The organism is Falsiroseomonas sp., from assembly GCF_030695085.1.
Lineage (GTDB): Bacteria > Pseudomonadota > Alphaproteobacteria > Acetobacterales > Acetobacteraceae > Falsiroseomonas.
The window spans coordinates 21,344-41,500 of sequence record NZ_JAUYTS010000002.1; the positions used below are offsets into that span (position 1 = coordinate 21,344).

The 20,157-nt window shown below is 69.5% G+C and carries 13 protein-coding genes; 8 read left to right on the plus strand and 5 right to left on the minus strand.

The features are described from left to right. Window positions 1-15: 15 nt before the first annotated feature. Window positions 16-1,671: a thiamine pyrophosphate-binding protein gene (locus Q8S40_RS00265; RefSeq protein WP_305668827.1), complete on the plus strand. Its 1,656-nt coding sequence runs from the start codon at window positions 16-18 to the stop codon at window positions 1,669-1,671. Between the two features lie 37 nt (window positions 1,672-1,708). Here the strand turns inward: Q8S40_RS00265 and Q8S40_RS00270 are convergent, their stop codons facing one another. Further along, window positions 1,709-3,949, minus strand: coding sequence for a PAS domain-containing protein (locus Q8S40_RS00270; RefSeq protein ID WP_305668828.1), 2,241 nt, complete (start codon window positions 3,947-3,949; stop codon window positions 1,709-1,711). Window positions 3,950-4,057: 108 nt separating this feature from the next. Between Q8S40_RS00270 and Q8S40_RS00275 the strand changes: the two genes are divergently transcribed. The 3 genes from Q8S40_RS00275 to Q8S40_RS00285 all read left to right on the plus strand — a co-directional run bounded on the left by Q8S40_RS00275 (window position 4,058) and on the right by Q8S40_RS00285 (window position 8,249). After that, the gene (locus tag Q8S40_RS00275) at window positions 4,058-5,032 is read left to right on the plus strand and encodes a ketopantoate reductase family protein (protein WP_305668829.1); all 975 of its coding nucleotides are present in this window, start codon (window positions 4,058-4,060) and stop codon (window positions 5,030-5,032) included. A gap of 83 nt (window positions 5,033-5,115) precedes the next feature. Then, window positions 5,116-6,855, plus strand: a complete 1,740-nt coding sequence (locus tag Q8S40_RS00280; RefSeq protein WP_305668830.1) for a M28 family metallopeptidase — start codon at window positions 5,116-5,118, stop codon at window positions 6,853-6,855. Beyond that, a complete protein-coding gene (locus Q8S40_RS00285; protein WP_305668831.1) occupies window positions 6,852-8,249 on the plus strand; it encodes a M20 family metallopeptidase in 1,398 nt (465 codons plus the stop codon). The genes Q8S40_RS00280 and Q8S40_RS00285 overlap by 4 nt, the downstream gene beginning before the upstream one ends. A 12-nt stretch (window positions 8,250-8,261) precedes the next feature. Here the strand turns inward: Q8S40_RS00285 and Q8S40_RS00290 are convergent, their stop codons facing one another. The 4 genes from Q8S40_RS00290 to Q8S40_RS00305 all read right to left on the minus strand — a co-directional run bounded on the left by Q8S40_RS00290 (window position 8,262) and on the right by Q8S40_RS00305 (window position 14,220). Beyond that, window positions 8,262-8,906 carry a TetR/AcrR family transcriptional regulator gene (locus Q8S40_RS00290; RefSeq protein ID WP_305668832.1) on the minus strand — a complete coding sequence of 215 codons (645 nt, stop codon included), beginning with the start codon at window positions 8,904-8,906 and terminating at the stop codon, window positions 8,262-8,264. Between the two features lie 5 nt (window positions 8,907-8,911). Then, window positions 8,912-12,061 carry an efflux RND transporter permease subunit gene (locus Q8S40_RS00295; protein WP_305668833.1) on the minus strand — a complete coding sequence of 1,050 codons (3,150 nt, stop codon included), beginning with the start codon at window positions 12,059-12,061 and terminating at the stop codon, window positions 8,912-8,914. Window positions 12,062-12,070: 9 nt separating this feature from the next. Then, a complete protein-coding gene (locus tag Q8S40_RS00300) occupies window positions 12,071-13,237 on the minus strand; it encodes an efflux RND transporter periplasmic adaptor subunit (RefSeq protein WP_305668834.1) in 1,167 nt (388 codons plus the stop codon). Between the two features lie 80 nt (window positions 13,238-13,317). After that, window positions 13,318-14,220 carry a LysR substrate-binding domain-containing protein gene (locus tag Q8S40_RS00305; protein WP_304810204.1) on the minus strand — a complete coding sequence of 301 codons (903 nt, stop codon included), beginning with the start codon at window positions 14,218-14,220 and terminating at the stop codon, window positions 13,318-13,320. Between the two features lie 94 nt (window positions 14,221-14,314). On the opposite strand from Q8S40_RS00305, the gene Q8S40_RS00310 reads away from it, so the two are divergent. The 4 genes from Q8S40_RS00310 to Q8S40_RS00325 all read left to right on the plus strand — a co-directional run bounded on the left by Q8S40_RS00310 (window position 14,315) and on the right by Q8S40_RS00325 (window position 20,151). Next, on the plus strand, window positions 14,315-15,958 hold the full coding sequence (locus Q8S40_RS00310) for a hydantoinase B/oxoprolinase family protein (RefSeq protein ID WP_305668835.1): 1,644 nt from the start codon (window positions 14,315-14,317) through the stop codon (window positions 15,956-15,958). Next, window positions 15,955-18,057 carry a hydantoinase/oxoprolinase family protein gene (locus Q8S40_RS00315; RefSeq protein WP_305668836.1) on the plus strand — a complete coding sequence of 701 codons (2,103 nt, stop codon included), beginning with the start codon at window positions 15,955-15,957 and terminating at the stop codon, window positions 18,055-18,057. Before Q8S40_RS00310 ends, Q8S40_RS00315 begins: the two co-directional genes overlap by 4 nt. A gap of 113 nt (window positions 18,058-18,170) precedes the next feature. Then, a complete protein-coding gene (locus Q8S40_RS00320) occupies window positions 18,171-19,151 on the plus strand; it encodes a tripartite tricarboxylate transporter substrate binding protein (protein ID WP_305668837.1) in 981 nt (326 codons plus the stop codon). Window positions 19,152-19,164: 13 nt separating this feature from the next. After that, complete coding sequence (locus tag Q8S40_RS00325) at window positions 19,165-20,151, plus strand: tripartite tricarboxylate transporter substrate binding protein (protein WP_305668838.1); 987 nt, start codon at window positions 19,165-19,167, stop codon at window positions 20,149-20,151. The last annotated feature ends 6 nt before the right edge of the window (window positions 20,152-20,157 follow it).

A 20,157-nucleotide genomic window follows, 5' to 3' on the forward strand; every position in this document is an offset into this window, starting at 1 on the left:
CAAGGGAACGCCGCGATGAATGGCGCCGAATGGTTGGCCCGCAGCCTCAAGGCCTCCGGCCAGACGCATTTCTTTTTCGTCGATGCGGTGCTGCGGCGCACGCTGCTGGAGATGGAGCGGGTGGGCGTGCAGCCGGTGCTGGCGCATACCGAAAAGGCCGCCGCCTATATGGCGGATGCCTATGGCCGCATTGCCGGGCGGCCCGGCGTGGTGGCGGCGCAATCGGTGGGTGCGGCGAACCTCGCGGCCGGGCTGCAGGATGCCTGGCTCGGGCGCAGCCCGGTGCTGGCGCTCACCGGTCACAAGCCGCTCGATCACCAGCACCGCAACGCCTATCAGGAAGTGCCGCATGCGCCGCTGTTTGCGCCGGTCACGCGCCATGCGGCGCAGGTGGAGATTGCGGGCGAGCTGCCGCGGCGGTTCCGCCAGGCCTGGGCGGCGGCCGTCAGCGCGCCGCCGCGCCCCGTGCATCTGGACCTCAAGGGGCTGATGGGCGAATTCGTCGAGATCAGCGAGACCGAGGCCGAGCCCGCCGCACTCGGCGCGTGGACTGCACCAAGGCACCGGCCGGTGGCGGATGCCGCATCGCTGCGCGCGGCGGTGGCGGCGCTGCGGTCCACCGACAGCGTGGTGATCGTGGCCGGTGACGGCGCGGCGCTTTCCGGTTGCGGGGCGGAGGTCCTGGCGCTGGCGCGGCTGCTGCGCGCGCCGGTTGCCACCTCGCTCGGCGCACGCGGGCTGATCGATACGCGGGACCCGCACGCCATCGGCGTGGTCGGCAGCTATTCGGCACCGCCGGCCAATCGGATCGTGCATGCGGCGGAGCTGGTGCTGTTCATCGGCTGCGACACCGGCGACCAGTTGAGCCATGCCTGGCGCATTCCTGCACCCGGCACGCGCATCATCCAGATCGACGCCGACCCGCTGGAATTCGAGCGCAGCTACGCGACCGAGGTGGCGCTGCTCGGCGACCCGCTTGCGACGCTGGCGGCGCTGGTGGCCGAACTCGGCGAACCGGCGCGGGATGGCGCGCTGCTCGGCCAGGCGCAGGCGCTGATGGCGGAATGGCGTGCCGCCATGGCGCCGCGCCTGGCCAGTGATGCCATGGCGATCGACCCGGCGCGCCTCGCCGCCGAGATCACGCGGGCGCTGCCGGCGGATGGCATTTTGGTGGCGGATACCGGCTATTCCGGCATCTGGACCGGCACGCTGATCGACCTCGCCCCGGGCCAGACCTACCTGCGCGCGGCGGGCTCGCTCGGCTGGGCCTTTCCGGCCGCATTGGGCGCGAAATGCGCGGCGCCGGCGCGCAAGGTGGTGTGCTGGTCCGGCGATGGCGCGCTGTATTATCACCTGACGGAGCTGGAGACGGCGAAGCGCCGCGGCATCGCGGTGGTGCTGGTGGTGAACAACAATTCCGGCTTCGGCCAGGGCTGGCCCAACTACCTGAAGCAGGCCGGCAACCGCCCGGTGGCGGCGGAGCAGGTGCTGCGCTTCGGCCCCACCGATTTCGCGGCGCTTGCCGGGCAGTTCGGGCTGCGCGGCATCCGCGTGGAACGTCCGGGCGACCTCGCCGCGGCGCTGGCCGAGGCGATGGCGGCGGAGGAGACGGTGGTGGTGGATGTGGTCACCGACATCGACTGCCGGGCGCCGGAGCCTTGGGCGCCCTAACCTTGGGCCGCGTAGCTTTGGGCGTCCGGCGCCGCGTTCAACCGCCGCGTTGTGCCAGCGGCACCTCGATCCGGCAGACCAGGCCGCCGGGCTGCCAGTCCACATCCACCGTGCCGCCGAGCTGCCGGCACAGCGTCGCTTCCAGCACGCGGGACCCGAAGCCGCGTCGCGCCGGTGGGCCGGGCAGCGGCGGACCATCCACCTCGCACCATGACAGGTGCAGCCGGCCGGGCGGGCCGCCCGCCACCTGCCAGGCCACGCGCACCCGGCCGGCCAGGGTGGAAAGCGCGCCGTGCTTCACGGCATTGGTCGCCAGTTCATGGATCGCCATGGCCAGCGCCTGGGCCAGCGCCGGCCTCAGCGCCACGGCCGGGCCTTCCAGCGCCACGCGCCCGTCATCGGCGAAGGCGGCGATCTCGCCCCGCAGCAGCGCGTCCAGCCTGGCGCCGTCCCACTGATTCTCCGCCAGCAGGGTCTGCGTGCGGGCGAGCGCCGCCACCCGCCCCTCGATGGCGCGGATGTAGGAAGGCAGATCCGCCGCCCGGGTCAGCCGCAATGCCGCCTGCACCACCGCCAGCACGTTCTTCGCCCGGTGGTCCACCTCCCGCGCCAGCAGCGCCTGGCGTTCCGCCACCTGCCGGCTTTCCGTGATGTCGCGCGAGATGCCGGCCAGGGTCAGCGGTTGCCCTTGTTCATCCGTCTCCACCACCGCGCCGCGGGAGGCCATCCAGCGCCAGCCGCCTTCCAGCCGGGGCACGCGGAATTCGGCCACATAGCCTGCCGCGCGACCTTCCAGCACCTCCCGCAGGCGGGCCTCCACCAAGGGGCGGTCTTCCGGGTGGACCGGCGACAGCCAGGTTTCCAGGCTGAAACCCGTCGCCGGGACGCCCGGGAAATCGTTGGCAAACACGCCTTTGCGCGCCCCTCGGTCGCGACGGATATCATACTCCCAGGTGCCGAAGCCGGCTGCCTCCAGCGCCAGCCGCAGCCGCGCTTCGCTGGCGCGCAGCGCGGCCGCGTCCCGCTTGCGGTCGGTGATGTCGAGATGCGCGCCGTAGCTCACATTGCGCCCACCGATCTCGAGCCCCACAACCCGCACCAGCACGTCCCGCAGGCTGCCGTTGCGGGTACGGTGCTGGGCCTCGAATTCCTGCGCGCCGCAATGCAGGCGGCCCTGGCGGCCGCGGGCGCGGATGGTTTCCGCATCGGCCGCCGTATCGATATCGCCGATGACCAGGCGAAGGAACTCGTCACGGCTGTAGCCAAGGTCCTCGCAGGCGCGCTGGTTCACATCCAGCACGGCATGGGTCCCGGGATCGATGACGATGACCCCGAAGGGCGCGGCATCGAACATCGCGCGCTGCTGCGCCTCGCTTTCGCGCGCCTTCGCCTCGGCCCGGCGCAGGCCTGAAATGTCCATGCCGACACCGGAGATGCGCGGCGCCTGCCCCGCCTCATCCCGCACCAGAACGCCGCGTGCCATGATCCAGCGCGTCTCGCCATCCGCCAGCAGGATGCGGAATTCCCCCTGCAGCGGGCGATTCCCGGCCCGCAGGTCGCGCAGGTCCTGGGCCACCCGGTCACGGTCCTCCGGATGGATGCGGGCCAGCCAGGCTTGCATCAGCACCTCGGGCGGCGTGGCCGGGTCCATGTCATGCAGACGGAACATCTCGGGCGACCATTCGACGCGCCCGCTCCGCAGGTCCCATTCGAAGGTACCGATCCCGCCGGCCTCCTTCGCCAGCCGCCGCCGCGCCTCGGCCTGCCGCATCTCGGTCACGTCGGCGGCGACGCAGAACAGGCCGAGGAGGCGGTCATCTGCGCCGAAGCGCGGCCGCGCCTCCGTCCGCAGCGTGCGGTAGCCGCCGGCGGCGTGCCGGTAGCGGCCCTCCGCCACGAAGGGCACCCCGTCACGCAGGCCCGCCGCGAAGGTTGCGGCGACGGCGGCCGCATCCTCGGGGTGCAGTAGCCGGTTCCAATCGAGGGCACCGGCATCTCCGCCGGGCACACCGCAGAAATCGCGCAGCGCGCGATTCAGCAGGACGGCGCGTCCGTGCCGGTCGGCGACCCAGAGCATGGCGGGGGACTCCTCCGCCATGTCACGCAGCAGATCCTGGTGCGGCACGGCTTCGGAGGCTCCGGCTGCGGGCGGTGCGGGGCGCAGCGCGGCACTGACCAGATCGCTTGCGCTGCCAAACTGGCCGGAGGCGAGGCGCGCATGAGCGAAGGCTTCCAGCTCTGCGGATAGCGAGACGTCTCTGATCCGGCTGGGCGCCATGGGCGGTATTTCACGCCGACCGTTGTCTGTGTCAATCTTTTGATTGTTTGCGACCGTCTGAGTTTCAACCCCTCGCCCGGGCGCATTCCATCCAGAAGGGTACGTGACATGCGCATCTGTATCTTCGGCGCCGGCGCGATCGGCGGTTTCATCGCGGCCTACATGGCGCGCGCCGGCATCGAGGTATCCATCGTCGCCCGCGGCGCCCATCTCGCCGCCATCCGCGCCCAGGGGCTTACGGTGGAAACGCGCGACGAGACCTTCACGGTGCCGGTCCGCGCCAGTGAAGACCCGGCCGATCTGGGGGTGCAGGATGGCGTCTTCGTCACGGTGAAGGCGCCGTCCCTGCCCAGTGTCGCCGGGCTGATCGGCCCGCTGCTGGCGCCGGATACGCCGGTCACCTTCCTGACCAACGGCGTGCCCTGGTGGTATTTCCACGGCCATGGCGGCGCCTGGGACGGGCGCCGCCTGCCGACGCTCGATCCTGGCGATGTGCTGTGGTCCGCCATCGGCCCGCGCCGGCTGGTCGGCGGCATCGCCTGGCCGGCGAGTTCGGTGCCGCAGCCCGGCGTGGTGCGGCTGACCGATCCGCGCAGCCGACCCACCATTCTGGGCGCGCCGGATGGCACCCTCTCATCCGGCGTGGTCCTGTTGCAGCAGGCGCTGGAACGGGCCGGCCTGCCGGTGCTGGCGGAGACGCGCATCCGCGACCGGATCTGGGAGAAGCTGGCCTTCAACCTCAGCGCCGGGCCGCTTTGCGTGCTGACGGAAACCCCCGTGCGATCGACACATGAGGAACCGGCGCTGATCGAGGTATCGCGCCGCGTGATGGCGGAGGTGGCGGAGCTGATCGCGGCACTGGGCTGCCGGGCCGAGATCGATGTGGAGCGGATCGTCGCCACCAACATGCAGCTCGGCCACCGCCCCAGCGTGTTGCAGGATCTCCAGGCCAGCCGGCCCATGGAGATCGACGCGCTGTACAATGTGCCGCTGCAACTCGCTGCGCTGACCGGCACACGGATGCCGACGCTGGAGATGCTGGCAGCGCTGATCCGGGTGAAGGCCCGCTCGCTGGGGCTGTGACGCCGGGGCTCCAGCATGGGTGGCTTGCGCGGCGTGACGGCCGGTGCTGCCATCCCGCGCGCCGCCGAGAGGAAATGCCGCCCATGCCGATCACCGCCGAAGAACAACGGTTCCTGGATGCCGTCTCCCTCGACGCGCCCTGGGACCTGGTGACCACCTTCGCCGGCATGCATCGCTGGCGGCCGGAGGATGTGAACAAGGCGGCGGATGTCATCGTGGCGAAGCTGCGCCGCCACGGCATCCCGGTGCAGGTGCATGAGCCGGAGATCTGCCTGTCCGTGCCGCTGGATGCCGCGGTGACGGCCGGTGGCGTGCGCTACCGCGCCAAGCCGCCCTCCTCCGCCCTGCCGGTGCCCGGCGGGCGCACCGCGCCGCTGGTGAAGCTGACCGCCAATCCGAAGGCGCTGCGATCCTACACCCGCGACATCGCGACGCTGTTCGGCGGCTCCGTCACCTCGGTGGAGGAGGTGAAGCGCCTGGTCGGCGGCAGGATCGTCATCATGCAGGGCTTCGGCAACCCGGCGCTGACCAGCTTGATCGAGGAATGGGGCGGCCTCGGTCTGATCGCGGTGAACCCCGGCATCGACATCCACTGGGGCACCTGCACCACCATCTGGGGCAGCCCCGACCTGCATGACCTGCCGCGCAAGCCGAAGATTCCGGTGGTGGCGGTGAACAACCCGGATGGCATGAAGCTGATGGCGCTGGCCGAGGCGGGCGGCGAGGCCACCATCATGACGGAGCTTCTGGAAGGCTGGTTTCCGCAGAAGATCCCGGTGGTCACCATCCCCGGCACGGAGGAGCCGGAGAAATTCGTGCTGCTGCACGGGCATTACGATTCCTGGGAAGTCGGCGTCGGCGACAATGCCACCGGCGATGCGACGATGCTGGAGATCGCCCGCGTGCTGTGGGCGCAGCGGGATGCGCTGAAGCGCAGCGTCAGGATCGCCTGGTGGCCAGGCCATTCCACCGGCCGCTATGCCGGGTCCACCTGGTTCACCGATGCCTTCGCGCAGGAGCTGGACGAGAACTGCCTGGCGCAGATCAACTGCGACAGCCCCGGCTGCCGCTGGGCCACATCCTACCACCAGACGCGCGCCTTCAGCGAAAGCGCAACGCTGGCCACCGGCGCCATCCGCGACGTGGTGCCGGATGCCGAGATCAGGACCATGCGGCCGCCACAGGCCGGCGATTATTCCTTCAACAATATCGGCCTGCCGAGCTTCTTCATGCTGTCCAGCACCATGCCCGACGCGCTGCGGAAGGAGAAAGGCTACTATGACGTCTCCGGCTGCGGCGCGAACATCGCCTGGCACACCGAGAACGACACGCTCGAGATCGCCGACCAAGGCGTGCTGATGACGGATATGAAGATCTATCTTCTCGGCGTGCTGCGGATCGCCAATGCGGAGGCGCTGCCCTTCGACTGGATCGCGACCTGCGACGAATTCGATGCCACGATCGCGGGCTATGAGAAGGCCTCCGGCGGGGCCGCGGATCTCTCGCCGGCCAGGGCCGCGGTGGCGGGGCTGCGCGACGCGCTGGGCAGGCTGCACGCGGCACCGCTTCCGGCGCGCAATGCGGCGGTGCATGAGCTGTCGCGCATCCTGGTGCCCATCAACTACACGCGGGAGGCACGCTTCGCACATGACCCGGCCTATACCGTTCCACCGCTGCCCGGCCTCGCCGTGGCAGGCGAATTGCCGCGGCTTGAGGCGGCATTGCAGAAGCCCGCGCAGGTCGAGTTGATGCGCGGCCTGAATCGCTTCGTCGCGGCGCTGCGTGCCGCCACGCGCCGCGTGCAGCAGGCCGTCGCGGCATGACCCGCGAAGCCGCGATCGCCGCCGCCACCGGTCTGCTGGATAATGGCAGCTTGCTGGCGCTGCTGGCCCGCCGCGTCGCCTGCCCCACGGCGAGCCAGGACCCGGATGCCGGCCCGCATCTGTGGCGCTACCTGGAGGAGGAGATGGCGCCGGACCTGGCGCGCATCGGCTTCGCCTGCAGCATCCACCCGAACCCCACCGGCAAGGGCGGCCCCTTCCTGATCGGCCGCCGGATCGAGGATGAAAAGCTCCCGACCCTGCTGACCTACGGCCACGGCGACACGGTGCTGGGCCTGGATGCCGAATGGCATGAGGGGCTTTCGCCCTGGGTGCTGACACAGCGCGGCGAAAGGCTCTACGGCCGCGGCATCGTCGACAACAAGGGCCAGCATTGCTGCAACCTGGCGGCGCTGGAAGCGGTGCTGAAAATCCGCGGGCGCCTCGGCTTCAATGTCATCATCCTGCTGGAGACCAGCGAGGAAGTCGGCTCCCCCGGCATTGACGAATTCTGCCGCGCACACCGGGAAGAGCTGAAGGCGGATGTGCTCATCGCCTCCGACGGGCCGCGGCTGGTGCCGGATGTGCCGGCGCTGGTGCTCGGCACGCGCGGCGCGCTCAGCCTGGATCTGCGGGTGAAGTACCGCGAAGGTGGCCACCACTCAGGCAATTGGGGCGGGCTGCTGGCCAACCCCGGCGTGCGGCTGGCACACGCCATCGCCGCCATCATCGACCGCGACGGCCACGTGCTGGCACGCGACATCCTGCCGGAGCGAATCCCCAACAGCGTGCGCGCCGCGCTGGCGCATTGCGAAGTGGATGGCGGGGCGGATGGGCCGGAGATCAACCACTGGTGGGGCGAGCGCGGGCTGACCGCGGCGGAGAAGGTGTTCGGCTGGAACACCTTCGAAATCCTCGCCTTCACCTGCGGCCACCCGGCCGCGCCGGTCAACGCCGTGCCGCCGGAGGCGGTGGCGCGCTGCCAGATCCGCTACACGGTGGACCGCAAGCCTTCCACCTTCATCCCGGCACTGCGCCGGCATCTGGCCGCAGCCGGCTTCGAGGATGTGACGGTGGAGCCGGTGAAGGCGGGCGCCGAATGGGCGGCGACGCGGATGGACCCGGACGGGCCCTGGCCGCGCATGGTCGCCGCCTCGATCCAGCGCAGCACCGGCAAGGCGCCGATGATCGTGCCGAATGCCGGCGGGTCGCTGCCCAACGACACCTTCGCCGTCACGCTCGGCCTGCCCACGCTGTACATCCCGCACTCCTACAGCGGCTGTTCCCAGCACGCGCCGAACGAACATGCGCTGCTGCCGATCATGCGCGAGGGGCTGGGGATTGCCGCCGGACTGTTCTGGGATCTCGGCGAGCAGGAATGGCCGAAGGGCGCCTGAAGGCGCCCCTCGTCACGCCCGCAGCGCACCGGCCAGGAAGACCTCCACCGCGTCCTGCGCCATGGCCGACAATGTCGCGGCATCGGGTGCCTCGCAGACGCCGAGCATCATCATCATGTGCCGGGCGCCGCAGACCATGCCGAACAGCATATGGGCGGCCGCCTCCGGGTCGGCCAGCTTCAGCCGCCCGGCCGCGATCTCCGCGGCCAGGCGCCGTTGCAGGGCGCTCGGACCGCGGCTGAGCTTCACCCGGTGGAAGGCTTCGGCAAGTTCGGGTGAGCGCTGCCCCTCCGCGATCACCAGGCGAAAGATCGCGCTCTGCGTGGGCGACAGAAGCTGCTGCGCGGCCGCCAGCAGGATGCCGTTCAGCGCCCGCCGCAGATCGGGGTCCCGCTCCAGCTCCGTATCCAAATGCAGCGGCGCCACCGCCTCCGCGATCGTCGCCTCGAACAGCGCGGCCTTGGAGGGGTAGAGCTGGTAGAGCGTGCGCTTGGACATGCCCGCACCCCGCGCCACGTCATCCATCCGCGCCGCGGCATAGCCATCGCGCAGGAAGACCTGCGCGGCGGCCTCGCAGAGCAGCCGCGCCCGCTGCGCCTCCGGCATCGGGTCACGCCCGGGCTTGCGCCGTTCGGCCGGGGCCTGGTCCTGCGGCATCACCCCTACTCCGCCGGCGCCGGCAGCGGCGTGGCCGTGACGGCTTCCGCCTGTCCCTTCGGCTTCGTACGGAACAGGCGCAGCACCAGCAGGAAGAACAGCGGCACGAACAGCACGGCGAGCACCGTGCCCGTCACCACGCCACCGATGACGCCAGTGCCGATCGCGTTCTGCGCGCCGGACCCCGCGCCGGTCGCGATCGCCAGCGGCACGACGCCGAGGGTGAAGGCGAGCGAGGTCATGATGATCGGCCGCAGCCGCAGCCGCGCCGCCTCCGCCGCCGCTTCCACCAGGGTGAGCCCGCGATCGAAGCCCTCCTTGGCGAATTCGACGATCAGGATGGCGTTCTTAGCGGACAGGCCGATGGTGGTCAGCAGGCCGACCTGGAAATACACATCGTTCGACATGCCGCGCCCCAGGCTGGCCAGCACCGCGCCCAATACGCCAAGCGGCACCACCAGCATCACCGCGGTCGGGATCGACCAGCTTTCATAGAGTGCCGCGAGACACAGGAAGACCACCAGCAGCGAAATGGCATAAAGCGCCGGCGCCTGGCCGGAGGAGCCGCGTTCCTCATAGGAAATGCCGCTCCAGGCATGGCCGAAGCCGGGCGGCAGTTGCGCCGCCAGCCGCTCCATCTCCGCCATCGCCTCGCCGCTGGTGCGGCCGGGCGCCGGCGTGCCCTGGATCTCACGCGATGCGATGCCGTTGAAGCGTTCCAGCCGCGGTGAGCCATAGACCCATTCTGTGCGGCCGAAGGCGGAGAAGGGCACCATCTGGCCACTGGCATTACGGACGAACCAGCGGTCCAGGTCGCCCGGCAGCATGCGGGATTCGGCCTCGCCCTGCATGTAGACGCGCTTGATGCGGCCGCGATCCAGGAAGTCGTTCACATAGGTCGAGCCCCAGGCGGTGGACAGCGTGGTGTTGATGTCGGACACCGAAAGCCCAAGCGCGCTCGCCCTTTCCCAATCCACCACCAGGCGGAACTGCGCCTCGTCATTCAGGCCGTTGGGTCGCACGCCGGCCAGCACCGGGCTTTGCGCCGCCATGCCCAGCAGCTGGTTGCGCGCCGCCATCAGCGCCTCATGCCCGGCACCGGCACGGTCCAGAAGCTGGAAGGTGAAGCCGGTGGCATTGCCGAGTTCCGTGATGGCGGGCGGCGCGAAGGCAACGACGATGGCATCCTGGTAGCCGGCGAAGCGCTGCATGATGCGCCCGGTCAGTGCCTGCACGCTGTTCTGCCCGCCCGGCCGCTCATCCCAGGGCCGCAGGCTGATGAAGCCGAGGCCGGCATTCTGGCCGCGGCCGCTGAAGCTGAAGCCGTTGATGCCGAAGAAGGATTGGACCACATCCTTCTCATCCTCCAGCAGATAGCGGTTCAGCTCGTCCAACGCGCGCTGCGTGCGGTCCGAGGTGGCGCCGGGCGGTGCGATGACCTGCACGAAGGCGGTGCCCTGGTCCTCGTTCGGCAGGAAGCCGCCGGGCAGGCGCAGGAAGGCGAAGCCGAGTCCGGCCAGCAGCGCCGCATAGACCGCCATCATCCGCCAGGGCCGCCGCATACTGCCGCGCACGCCACGCTCATAGGCCGCGGTGGTGCGGTCCACGCCCCGGTTGAACCAGCCGAAGATGCCGCGCTTGCCCTGTCCTGGCTTGTGCGGCTTCAGCATGGTGGCGCAGAGCACCGGCGTGAAGAAGATCGCGACCAGCACGGAGAACGCCATGGCGGTTGCGATGGTGAGCGAAAACTGCCGGTAGATCACGCCGGTGGAGCCGGGAAAGAAGGCCATTGGCAGGAACACCGCGGACAGCACCAGGCCGATGCCGATCAGCGCGCCGGTGATCTGGTCCATGGATTTGCGCGTGGCCTCGATGGGCGAGAGATGTTCCTCCGCCATCACGCGTTCCACATTCTCCACCACCACGATGGCGTCATCGACCAGCAGGCCGATGGCCAGCACCAGGCCGAACATGGTCAGCGTGTTGATGGTGAAGCCCGCTGCCGACAGCACGGCGAAGGTACCCAGCAGCACGACCGGGATCGCAAGCGTCGGGATCAGCGTCGCCCGCAGGTTCTGCAGGAACAGGAACATCACCAGGAAGACCAGCACCACCGCCTCGATCAGCGTGTGCATCACGCTGGTGATGGACAGGCGGACAAAGGGCGTGGTGTCCAGCGGATAGACGGCCTGCAGCCCGGGCGGGAAGTTCGGCCGCAGCGATTCGATGGTGGCGCGGACCGCGGTGGCGGTATCCAGCGCATTGGCGCCGCTGGCCAGCTGGATGCCGATGCCGGCGGCCGGCTGGCCGTTGTAGCGGCTGGTGAAGGCGTAGTTGTCCGCGCCGACCTCGACCCGCGCCACATCGCGCAGCCGCACCTGCGCGCCATCCGTCTGCACGCGCAGCAGGATGGCGCCGAACTGCTCGGGCGTCTGCAGATAGGACGGGCCGATGATGGTGGCGTTCAGCTGCTGGCCGGGCACGGAGGGCTGCGCGCCCATCTCGCCGGAGGAGACCTGCACATTCTGCGCCTGGATCGCGGTTCGCACATCGCCGGGCGTCATGCCGTAATTCACCAGCTTCGCCGGATCCAGCCAGATCCGCATGGCGAACTGCGAGCCAAAAACCTGGTAGTTGCCAACGCCCGGCGTGCGGCTGATCGGGTCCTGCACCGAGCTGACCAGGAAATCCGCGATGTCGGCATTGTTCATGTCACCATTGGTGGCAACGAAACCGACCACCAGCAGGAAGCTGTTGCTGGCTTTGGCAACGCGGATGCCCTGCTGCTGCACCGCCTGCGGCAGTCGCGGCACGGCCAGCTGCACCTTGTTCTGCACCTGCACCTGCGCCGTGTCCGGGTTGGTGCCCTGCGCGAAGGTGAGCTGGATGGTCGCCGCACCATCCTTGGTGGTGTTGGAGGAGAAGTACAGCAGCCCGTCAATGCCGCTGAGCTGCTGCTCGATCACCTGCACCACCGTGCTTTGCACCGTCTCGGCGGAAGCACCGGGATAGCTGACGGTGACGGAAATGGCGGGCGGCGCGATCGCCGGATACTGCGCCACCGGCAGGGTGCGCAGCGCCAGAAGGCCGGCCAGCATGATGCCGATGGCGAGCACCCAGGCGAAGACCGGGCGGTCGATGAAAAAACGTGCCATGTCGGGGGCCTAGCTGCGGGGCTGCGTGGCGGGCGCGGCGCCGCGCTCGGTTGCGTTCACGCGGGCGCCGGGGCGGATGCGCTGCACGCCCTCCACCACCACGCGGTCGCCGGCCTGCACGCCGCCGGTCACCATCCAGTCCGTGCCGATGGCACGCCCGGCCTGCAGGATGCGCTGTTCGACCACGCCCTCGGCATTCACCACATAGGCCATCGGCTCACCGCGCGGGGTGCGCAGCACGGCCTGCTGCGGCACCATCAGCGCCCGGTCGGTGACGCCTTCCTCCACCTCCGCCCGCACGAACATCCCGGGCAGCAGCATCTGGTCCGGGTTGGGGAACACCGCCCGCAGGGTGACGGAGCCGGTGCCCTGATCGACGATGACCTCGGAGAACTGGATCTGGCCCGGATGCGGGTAGCGGGAGCCATCCTCCAGGATCAGCCGTGCCGGCGCGATCTCCGCCGAGGCCCGGCGCAGCGCACCGCTTTCCACATCCCGGCGCTGTTGCAGCAGCGCGGCGCTGGGCTGGGTAACGTCCACATTGATGGGGTCGAGCTGCGTCACGGTCACCAGAGAGGCCGTCTGGTTCGCCGTGACCAACGCGCCCACCGTCACGCTGGACCGCCCGCTGCGGCCCGCGATGGGGGAGGTGACGCGGGTATGGCCGAGGTCGATCCGCGCCGTCTCCAGCGAGGCGCGGGCGGAGAGCACATCGGCCTGCGCCTCACGCAGCGCAGCCTCGGCATTCTCCAGGTTCTGCTGGCTGACCGCCTGGGTGCGGACCAGGGTGCGGTAGCGGTTGGCGGTACCTGATGCCGCCCGCTGCGTCGCCTCGGCCCGGGCAAGCGCCGCCTCGGCGCGCGACAGCGCCGCCTCATAGGTGGCGGGGTCGATCTGGAACAGGGGCTGGCCGGCGGTGACGGCCTGGCCCTCGGTGAACAGACGCTCCCGCACCAGGCCGCCGACCTGGGGCCGCACCTCGGCCTCCTGGAAGGCGGCGGTACGGCCGGGCAGCAGGGTGGTGACCGGGATCTCCTGCCGCTGCAGCGTCACCACGGTGACGGCGGTGGGGGGTGGCGCGGGCTGCGCCGCGGCGCCGCGCGGCTGCTCCTCGCAGGCGGCCAGCAACAGAACAAGGCCGAGCGCGGCCAGGCGCCGGCCGAAGGGATGGGGCATGGGACCTCTGGAAACCGGAGAGTTTTCGTTGAATGGATACTGGTCGGTTTCCAATGGAAGTCAATGCTGCATCGCACAAATCACGGCATTGGCATCGCTGCCCCGGCGCAATCCAGGAAGGCCCGCGCCAGGGCCGTGGGCGCCGCGCGCGGGGTGGCGAGCCAGATGCTGGTGGTGGCGCCAGGCTCGGCCAGTTCCCGGTGCGTCACCTCCGCCACCCGGATCTGCGCGAGCGACGCCGGCATCACCGCGATGCCGAGCCCTGCGGCGACCAGGCCGATCAGCGTCGCATTCTCCCGCGCCGTCTGGGTGATGTCCGGGGTGAAGCCCGCGCTGCGGCACAGCGCACCGAACTGGGCGTGCAGCGTGGTGCCGACGGCGCGGGAGAAGAAGATCAGCTTCTCCCCGGCCAGCGCCGCGATCGGCAGCGGGCCGGGGTGGCGCGCCAGCGGGTGATCCTCCCGCATCATCGCCACCAGGCGTTCGCGCAGCAGTTCCACCGCCGCGACATCGGCCGGGATATCGGCGGCGGAGGGGCAGCGCAGGAAGCCGGCATCGAGTGCGCCGCGGCGCAGCGCATCCACCTGTTGCAGGGTCGGGCTTTCCTGCAGGGCCAAATGCACATCCGGCAGGCGGCGGCGGAAGCTGAGCACGGCCGCGGTGAACACCGGCAGCAACGGCGCGGAGGCGAACAGGCCGATCCGCAGCTCCCCGATCTCCCCCCGCCCGGCGCGGCGCGCCACGGTCGCGGCGCGGCCGGCCTGTTCCAGCGTGGCGCGGGCTTCCGGCAGCAACATGCGGCCGGCCTCGGTCAGCGCCACACGGCGGGTGCCGCGTTCGAACAGCGGCGTTGCCAGCTCCGCCTCCAATTGCTGGATCTGCTGGCTCAACGGCGGCTGCGCCATGCCGAGGCGGCGGGCGGCACGGGTGAAGTGCAGCTCCTCCGCCACCGCGACGAAGTAGCGCAGATGGCGCAGCTCCATATCCTAAACCTCTCAATACAGATGCGTTTGATATTGGACGGGTTGTTTCGCTGCGCCTAGCGTTGCAATCACATGAACGGGAAAGGCTTGCCCCTTGGAGTCCTTCGATCCGATCACCCTGGAGGTCTACTGGAGCCGCCTGATCTCCATCGCCGATGAAGCGGCGACGGGGCTGCTGCGGACCGCCTTCTCCACCATCGTCCGCGAGTCGAACGATTTTGCGACCGTGCTGATGGATGCGAAGGGCGATTCCATCTCGGAGAATACGGGCGGCATCGCCTCCTTCTCCTGCATCCTGCCGAAGACGACGAAGCATTTTCTGCAACGCTTCCCGATCGAGACCTGGCAGCCGGGCGATTGCGTCATCACCAATGATCCGTTCCTGGCGACGGGCCACCTGCCGGATTTCACGGCGGTCTCACCGATTTTCCACAAGGGCAAGATCGTGGGCTTCGCGGGGTCCATCGCGCATTCGCCGGATGTCGGCGGCGCGCTGTGGTCGGCGGATTGCCGGGAGCTGTTCGAGGAAGGCATCCGCATCCCACCCGCCCGCCTGTTCCGCGCTGGGCAGCGGAATGAGGATCTCGTGGAGCTGCTCTCCGCCAATGTCCGCATCCCCGGCCCGGTGATGGGCGACCTGGAAGCGCAGGTGGTGGCGAATGAGGTAGCGGTGCGGCGCCTCGCGGAATTCCTTGACGATACCGGCCTCGAAAATCTCCAGGGCCTGTCGGAAGCCTTGCAGATTCGCGCCGACCAGGCGATGCGCCGCGCCATCGCGCAGGTGCCGGACGGGGTCTATCGCGCGACGCTGGAGGCGGATGGCTTCGACGAGCAGGTGACGCATATCGCCTGCGCCGTGACGGTCTCGGGCGAGACCATGCATATCGATTTCGCCGGCACCTCGCCGCAGATCGATCGCGGCATCAATTGCGTGCTGAACTACACGCATGCCTATTCGGTCTATCCGGTGAAATGCGCGCTGGATCCCTTCACGCCGCGGAATGAGGGCAGCTACCAGGCCATCACCGTCGCGGCGCCGGAGGGGTCCATCCTCAACCCGCGCTTCCCCGCGCCCTGCAGCGCCAGGCAGCTCACCGGGCATCTGCTGGCCGGCGTGATCTACAAGGCGCTGGCGGATGTGCTGCCGGACAAGGTGCTGGCCGAATGCGGCGGCGCGCCGACCATGCGCGCGCTGTTCAGCGGGCTGGACCAGAATGGCGACCGCTTCTCCCAGGTGCTGTTCGCCAGTGGCGGCATGGGCGCCAGCCCGCATCGCGACGGGTTGCCCACCACGGCGTTTCCGACCAATGTCGGCGCCGGTTCCATCGAGGCCTATGAAAGCGTCGCGCCCTTGCTGGTCTGGCGGAAGCAGCTTCGCGCCGATTCCGGCGGCGCCGGGCGGTTCCGCGGCGGGTTGGGCCAGGAAGCGGAGATCGAGGTTCGCACACCGGCCGCCGTGCGGCTTTCCCTGCTGTCGGATCGTCGCGACCATCCGGCGCAGGGGCTGCTCGGCGGTGGTCCCGGCGCGCCCGCGGTGATCGCCATCGATGACGGCACGAAGCCGCATCCGAAATCCCGAACCAGCGTGGAGACCGGGCGCCGCGTGACCCTGCTGTACCCCGGCGGCGGCGGCTTCGGCGACCCGAAGCAGCGCGACCCCGAAGCCGTGCGCGCGGATATCCGCGACGGCTACATCACCGAAGAGGCAGCGATGCGTGACTATGGGGTGAAGGCATGAGCGGGACCGCGCGCATTGGCGTCGACGTCGGCGGCACCTTCACCGATTTCGTGCTGCATGATCCGGCCCGCAAGCTGGTCGCCACCGGCAAGCGCCTGACCACCCCGGATGATCCGAGCGAGGCGATCATCGCCGGCACGCTGCGGCTGCTGGAGGAAACCGGCCTCAAGCCCGCCGACCTGCACAGCATCGTCCACGGCACCACGCTGGTGACCAACACCATCATCGAGCGTACCGGCGCAACCGTCGGCCTGCTGACCACGGCCGGCTTCCGCGACGTGATCGAGATCGGGCGCGAGACTCGCTACGATTTGTACGATTTGTATCTGGAAGCACCGCCGACGCTGGTGCCGCGGCATCGCCGCCTGGAAATCCCGGAACGCATCGACGTACATGGCGCCACGCTGCTGCCGCTGGACGAACAGGCGGTGCGCGACGCGGTGAAGCGCCTGGTGGAGGTGGAGAAGATCGAGGCGCTCGCCATCGCCTTCCTGCATGCCTACCACGCCGACCGGCATGAGGTGCGCGCCGGGGCCATCGTGGCGGAGATGTATCCCGACCTGCCGCTGTCGCTGTCGTCTCGCGTCGCGCCGGAAATTCGGGAATTCGAGCGTACCAGCACGGCCTGCGCCAATGCCTATGTGCAGCCGCTGATGCGCCGCTACCTGGACAAGCTGGAAGCGGATCTCGCGGCGCTCGGCTTCGTCGGACGGCTGCATGTGATGCTTTCGGGTGGCGGCATCGCGGCGGTGCGGGATGCCAAGGAATTCCCCATCCGCCTGATCGAATCCGGCCCGGCGGCGGGCGCCATGGCGGCATCCTTCCTGGCGCGGCTGACTGGCGAGATGCATGTCGTCTCCTTCGACATGGGCGGCACCACCGCCAAGATGTGCCTGGTGGAGAATGCCGCACCGGACCGGAAGTTCGACTTCGAAGCGGGGCGCGTGCGGCGTTTCCAGAAGGGCTCCGGCCTGCCGCTGAAGGTCTCGGTCGTGGACATGATCGAGATCGGCGCGGGCGGCGGCTCCATCTCCCGCGTCGATGAAGCATCGGGCCTGATGAAGGTCGGGCCGCGCAGCGCGGGCGCGAAGCCGGGGCCGATCTGCTACGGGCGCGGCGGCACGGAACCCACGGTGACCGATGGCGATCTCGTGCTCGGCCGGTTGGATCCAAAATACTTTCTCGGCGGCGAGATGGCGCTCGACCCCAACGCCGTGCAGCGCGCCATCGAGACCGGCATCGCGAAGAAGCTGGGCGTGGAGCGCGACATGGCGGCGCTGGGCATCCGGCGCATCGTCGATGAGACGATGGCAGCTGCGACACGCATGCATCTGGCGGAGAAGGGACGTGATCCGCGACGGTATACGCTGATTGCCTTTGGTGGCGCGGGACCGGTGCATTCCTATGACCTCGCGCGGCTGTTGAAGATGAAGCGCATGCTGGTGCCGCTCGGTGCCGGCGTCGCCTCGGCGCTCGGCTTCCTCGTCGCACCGCCGGCCACCGATCTGGTGCGCAGCCATGTCGGGCGGCTGGAGCGGCTGGATTGGGACCATGTGAATGGCCTGCTCGCGCAGATGGAGGAGGAAGGCCGCGCGCTGCTGCTGGAGACCGGTGCGGACCCGGACCAGATCACTGCCCTGCCCGCCGCCGATATGCGCCACGTCGGCCAGGGCTTCGAAATTCCCGTGAAGCTGCCTTCGATGAAGCTGTCCGCGGCCGATCTGCCGGCAATTCGCGAGAGCTTCTTCGCCAGCTACCGCGAACGCTTCGGCCGTGCGCTGACCGACCTGCCGATCGAGGCGCTGTCCTGGCGCGTCGCCTGCCTCGCCCCGGGCCGCGACATCCAATTGGCCGAAGTTGCCAATACGGCAACCGAAAGCTTCACTGATGCCGCCCGCGCCGCGCGTGGCGTGCGGGAGGTGCTGTTCGAGGGCATCGGCTGGCGTCCCTGCCAGGTCTATGATCGCTACGCCCTTGCGCCCGGCGCAAGCTTCATGGGCCCGGCGCTGGTGGAAGAACGCGAGTCCACTTGCGTTATCGGGCCGGAGGCGAAAGTCTCGGTGGACAGCTTCCGGAATCTGGTCGTCGAACTTCCCTGACGGCCCCATACTTCACGACATCGCGCCACCAAGAAGCGCGATGAACAGGGAGATGCGCAAGCATCACGGCAAACACCCACCGTCGCGCCGCGACGGCGACAAGGAGATGGACCATGGCGACACGTCGTTCCCTGCTGGCCGCAGGCCTGGCACTGCCCGCGTTGACCCCTGGAAGCGGTCCCGCCTGGGCGCAGGACGTCTACCCCAGCCGTCCGATCACCCTGGTGATTCCCTGGGCCGCCGGCGGCTCTACCGATGTGATGGGGCGCGTCATCGCAGCGGCGATGTCCGCCGATCTCGGCCAGCCCGTGGTGGTGGAGAATCGCGGCGGCGCATCCGGCACCGTGGGCCACGGCATCGTCGCGCGCGCGCGGCCGGATGGATATACATTCCTGCTCGGCACCAACAGCACTTATGCGATCGCGCCGCATCTGATGCGGAACCTGCCCTACGACAATCGCGCCGCCTTCACCGGCATCAGCCTGGTGGCGCGCAGCGCGCAGGGCCTGTGCCTGCATCCCTCCGTGCCGGCAAATACGCTGGCCGAGTTCATCGCCTATGCGAAGTCCAGGCCAGGCGACGTTGCCTATTCCTCCGCCGGCATCGGCGCCAGCAGCCATCTGGCGACGGAGCTGTTCCAGGCGAAATCCGGCACGCGGCTGCTGCATGTGCCCTATCGCGGCGGCGGTCCTTCCGTGCAGGGCCTGCTGGCGGGCGAAGTGGCGATGTCCTTCGTCGATCTCATCACCTGCCTGCCGTTCCGTGCCAACAACCAGCTCAAGGTGCTCGGCGTCGGCACGGCGGAGCGTTCGACCTTCGCGCCGGACCTGCCAACTCTGGCGGAATCCGGCGTGCCCGGCTTCGCCTCCTCGACCGATGTCATCATGCTGCTGCCGGCCGGCACGCCACAGCCGATCGTGGCGCGGCTGACGGCATCCTTGCAGAAGGCGCTGCGCGATCCGGCGACCAAGGAAAGGCTGAACGCCATGGCGGTGGAGACCATCGGCAGCAGCGCCGCGGAACTCGACGCCTACTGGACGGAAGAACTCGCAAAATGGGGCGAGATCATCCGCAGCCAGAACATCACCATCTGAGGGAGTGAACGCCATGCTGACCCGTCGTCTTGCCTTGGCCGCCTTCACCGCGGCGCCCTTTGCAACCCTGCACGCGCAAGGTTCCTGGCCGGACCGCGTGGTCAGCTTCACCATCCCCTTCCCGCCCGGCGGATCGGCCGATCTGCTGGCGCGGCTGGTGGCGGACCGCATGGGACCGCTGCTGGGTGCGAACGGGCGGGTGGTGGTGGAAAACCGCGCGGGCGCCGGTGGCACCATCGGCAGCGACCTGGTGCGCCGTGCGCCGGCGGATGGCCACGCCATCCTGCTCGGCACACCCTCCACCCACGGCACGGTGCCGGCCTTGCAGCCGGATACCACGCCCTATGATCCGGTCGCCGATTTCACGCCGATCGCAATTCTCGGCCGTGCGCCGATCGCGCTCGCCGTGCCGACGAATTCGCCGCATCGCGACCCGCAGGCGCTGATCGCCTGGCTGCGTGCCAATCCCGGCGCGGGAAGCTGGGGCAGTTCCGGCTCCGGCAGCGTCGGGCATCTGGCAGGGGAGCTGATGAATCTCTCGGCCGGCGGCCTGCGCGCGGAACACATCCCCTATCGCGGCGGCGCGCCCCTCGTGGAGGCGCTGACCAAGGGTGAGGTGCAGTATGGCTGGGAACCGCTCGGCTCGCTGGCCGCCGCGGCGCGGGACGGGATGTTCCGCATCATCGGCATGGGCACGCCGGCGCGGCATCCGCTGTTCCCGGATGTGCCGACGATGCAGGAAGCCGGGCTGGCGGATTTTGCGGCCAGCACCTGGAACGTGATGCTCGGCCCGAAGGGCATGGCGCCTGCCATCGTCACCCGGCTGAACGCCGCGGCGAACCAGGTTCTGGCGATGGAGGATGTGAAATCCCGCCTCGCCACCGCCGGCATCGACGCCGTCAGCGACAGCACGCCGGATTCCACCGGCGCCTTCATCGCCGGCGAATTCGCGAAGTTCAAGGACATCGTATCGCGCGCCCGGCTGAACCTGGCGCGCTGAGGAAGC

Excerpts from the sequence above, each read along its gene's own strand:
- Q8S40_RS00280 (WP_305668830.1), top strand. The coding sequence starts at position 5,116 with ATGCCGATCACCGCCGAAGAACAACGGTTCCTGGATGCCGTCTCCCTC.
- Q8S40_RS00320 (WP_305668837.1), top strand. The coding sequence starts at position 18,171 with ATGGCGACACGTCGTTCCCTGCTGGCCGCAGGCCTGGCACTGCCCGCG.
- Q8S40_RS00290 (WP_305668832.1), bottom strand. The coding sequence starts at position 8,906 with ATGCCGCAGGACCAGGCCCCGGCCGAACGGCGCAAGCCCGGGCGTGAC.
- Q8S40_RS00295 (WP_305668833.1), bottom strand. The coding sequence starts at position 12,061 with ATGGCACGTTTTTTCATCGACCGCCCGGTCTTCGCCTGGGTGCTCGCC.
- Q8S40_RS00305 (WP_304810204.1), bottom strand. The coding sequence starts at position 14,220 with ATGGAGCTGCGCCATCTGCGCTACTTCGTCGCGGTGGCGGAGGAGCTG.
- Q8S40_RS00275 (WP_305668829.1), top strand. The coding sequence starts at position 4,058 with ATGCGCATCTGTATCTTCGGCGCCGGCGCGATCGGCGGTTTCATCGCG.
- Q8S40_RS00315 (WP_305668836.1), top strand. The coding sequence starts at position 15,955 with ATGAGCGGGACCGCGCGCATTGGCGTCGACGTCGGCGGCACCTTCACC.
- Q8S40_RS00325 (WP_305668838.1), top strand. The coding sequence starts at position 19,165 with ATGCTGACCCGTCGTCTTGCCTTGGCCGCCTTCACCGCGGCGCCCTTT.
- Q8S40_RS00300 (WP_305668834.1), bottom strand. The coding sequence starts at position 13,237 with ATGCCCCATCCCTTCGGCCGGCGCCTGGCCGCGCTCGGCCTTGTTCTG.
- Q8S40_RS00265 (WP_305668827.1), top strand. The coding sequence starts at position 16 with ATGAATGGCGCCGAATGGTTGGCCCGCAGCCTCAAGGCCTCCGGCCAG.
- Q8S40_RS00285 (WP_305668831.1), top strand. The coding sequence starts at position 6,852 with ATGACCCGCGAAGCCGCGATCGCCGCCGCCACCGGTCTGCTGGATAAT.
- Q8S40_RS00270 (WP_305668828.1), bottom strand. The coding sequence starts at position 3,949 with ATGGCGCCCAGCCGGATCAGAGACGTCTCGCTATCCGCAGAGCTGGAA.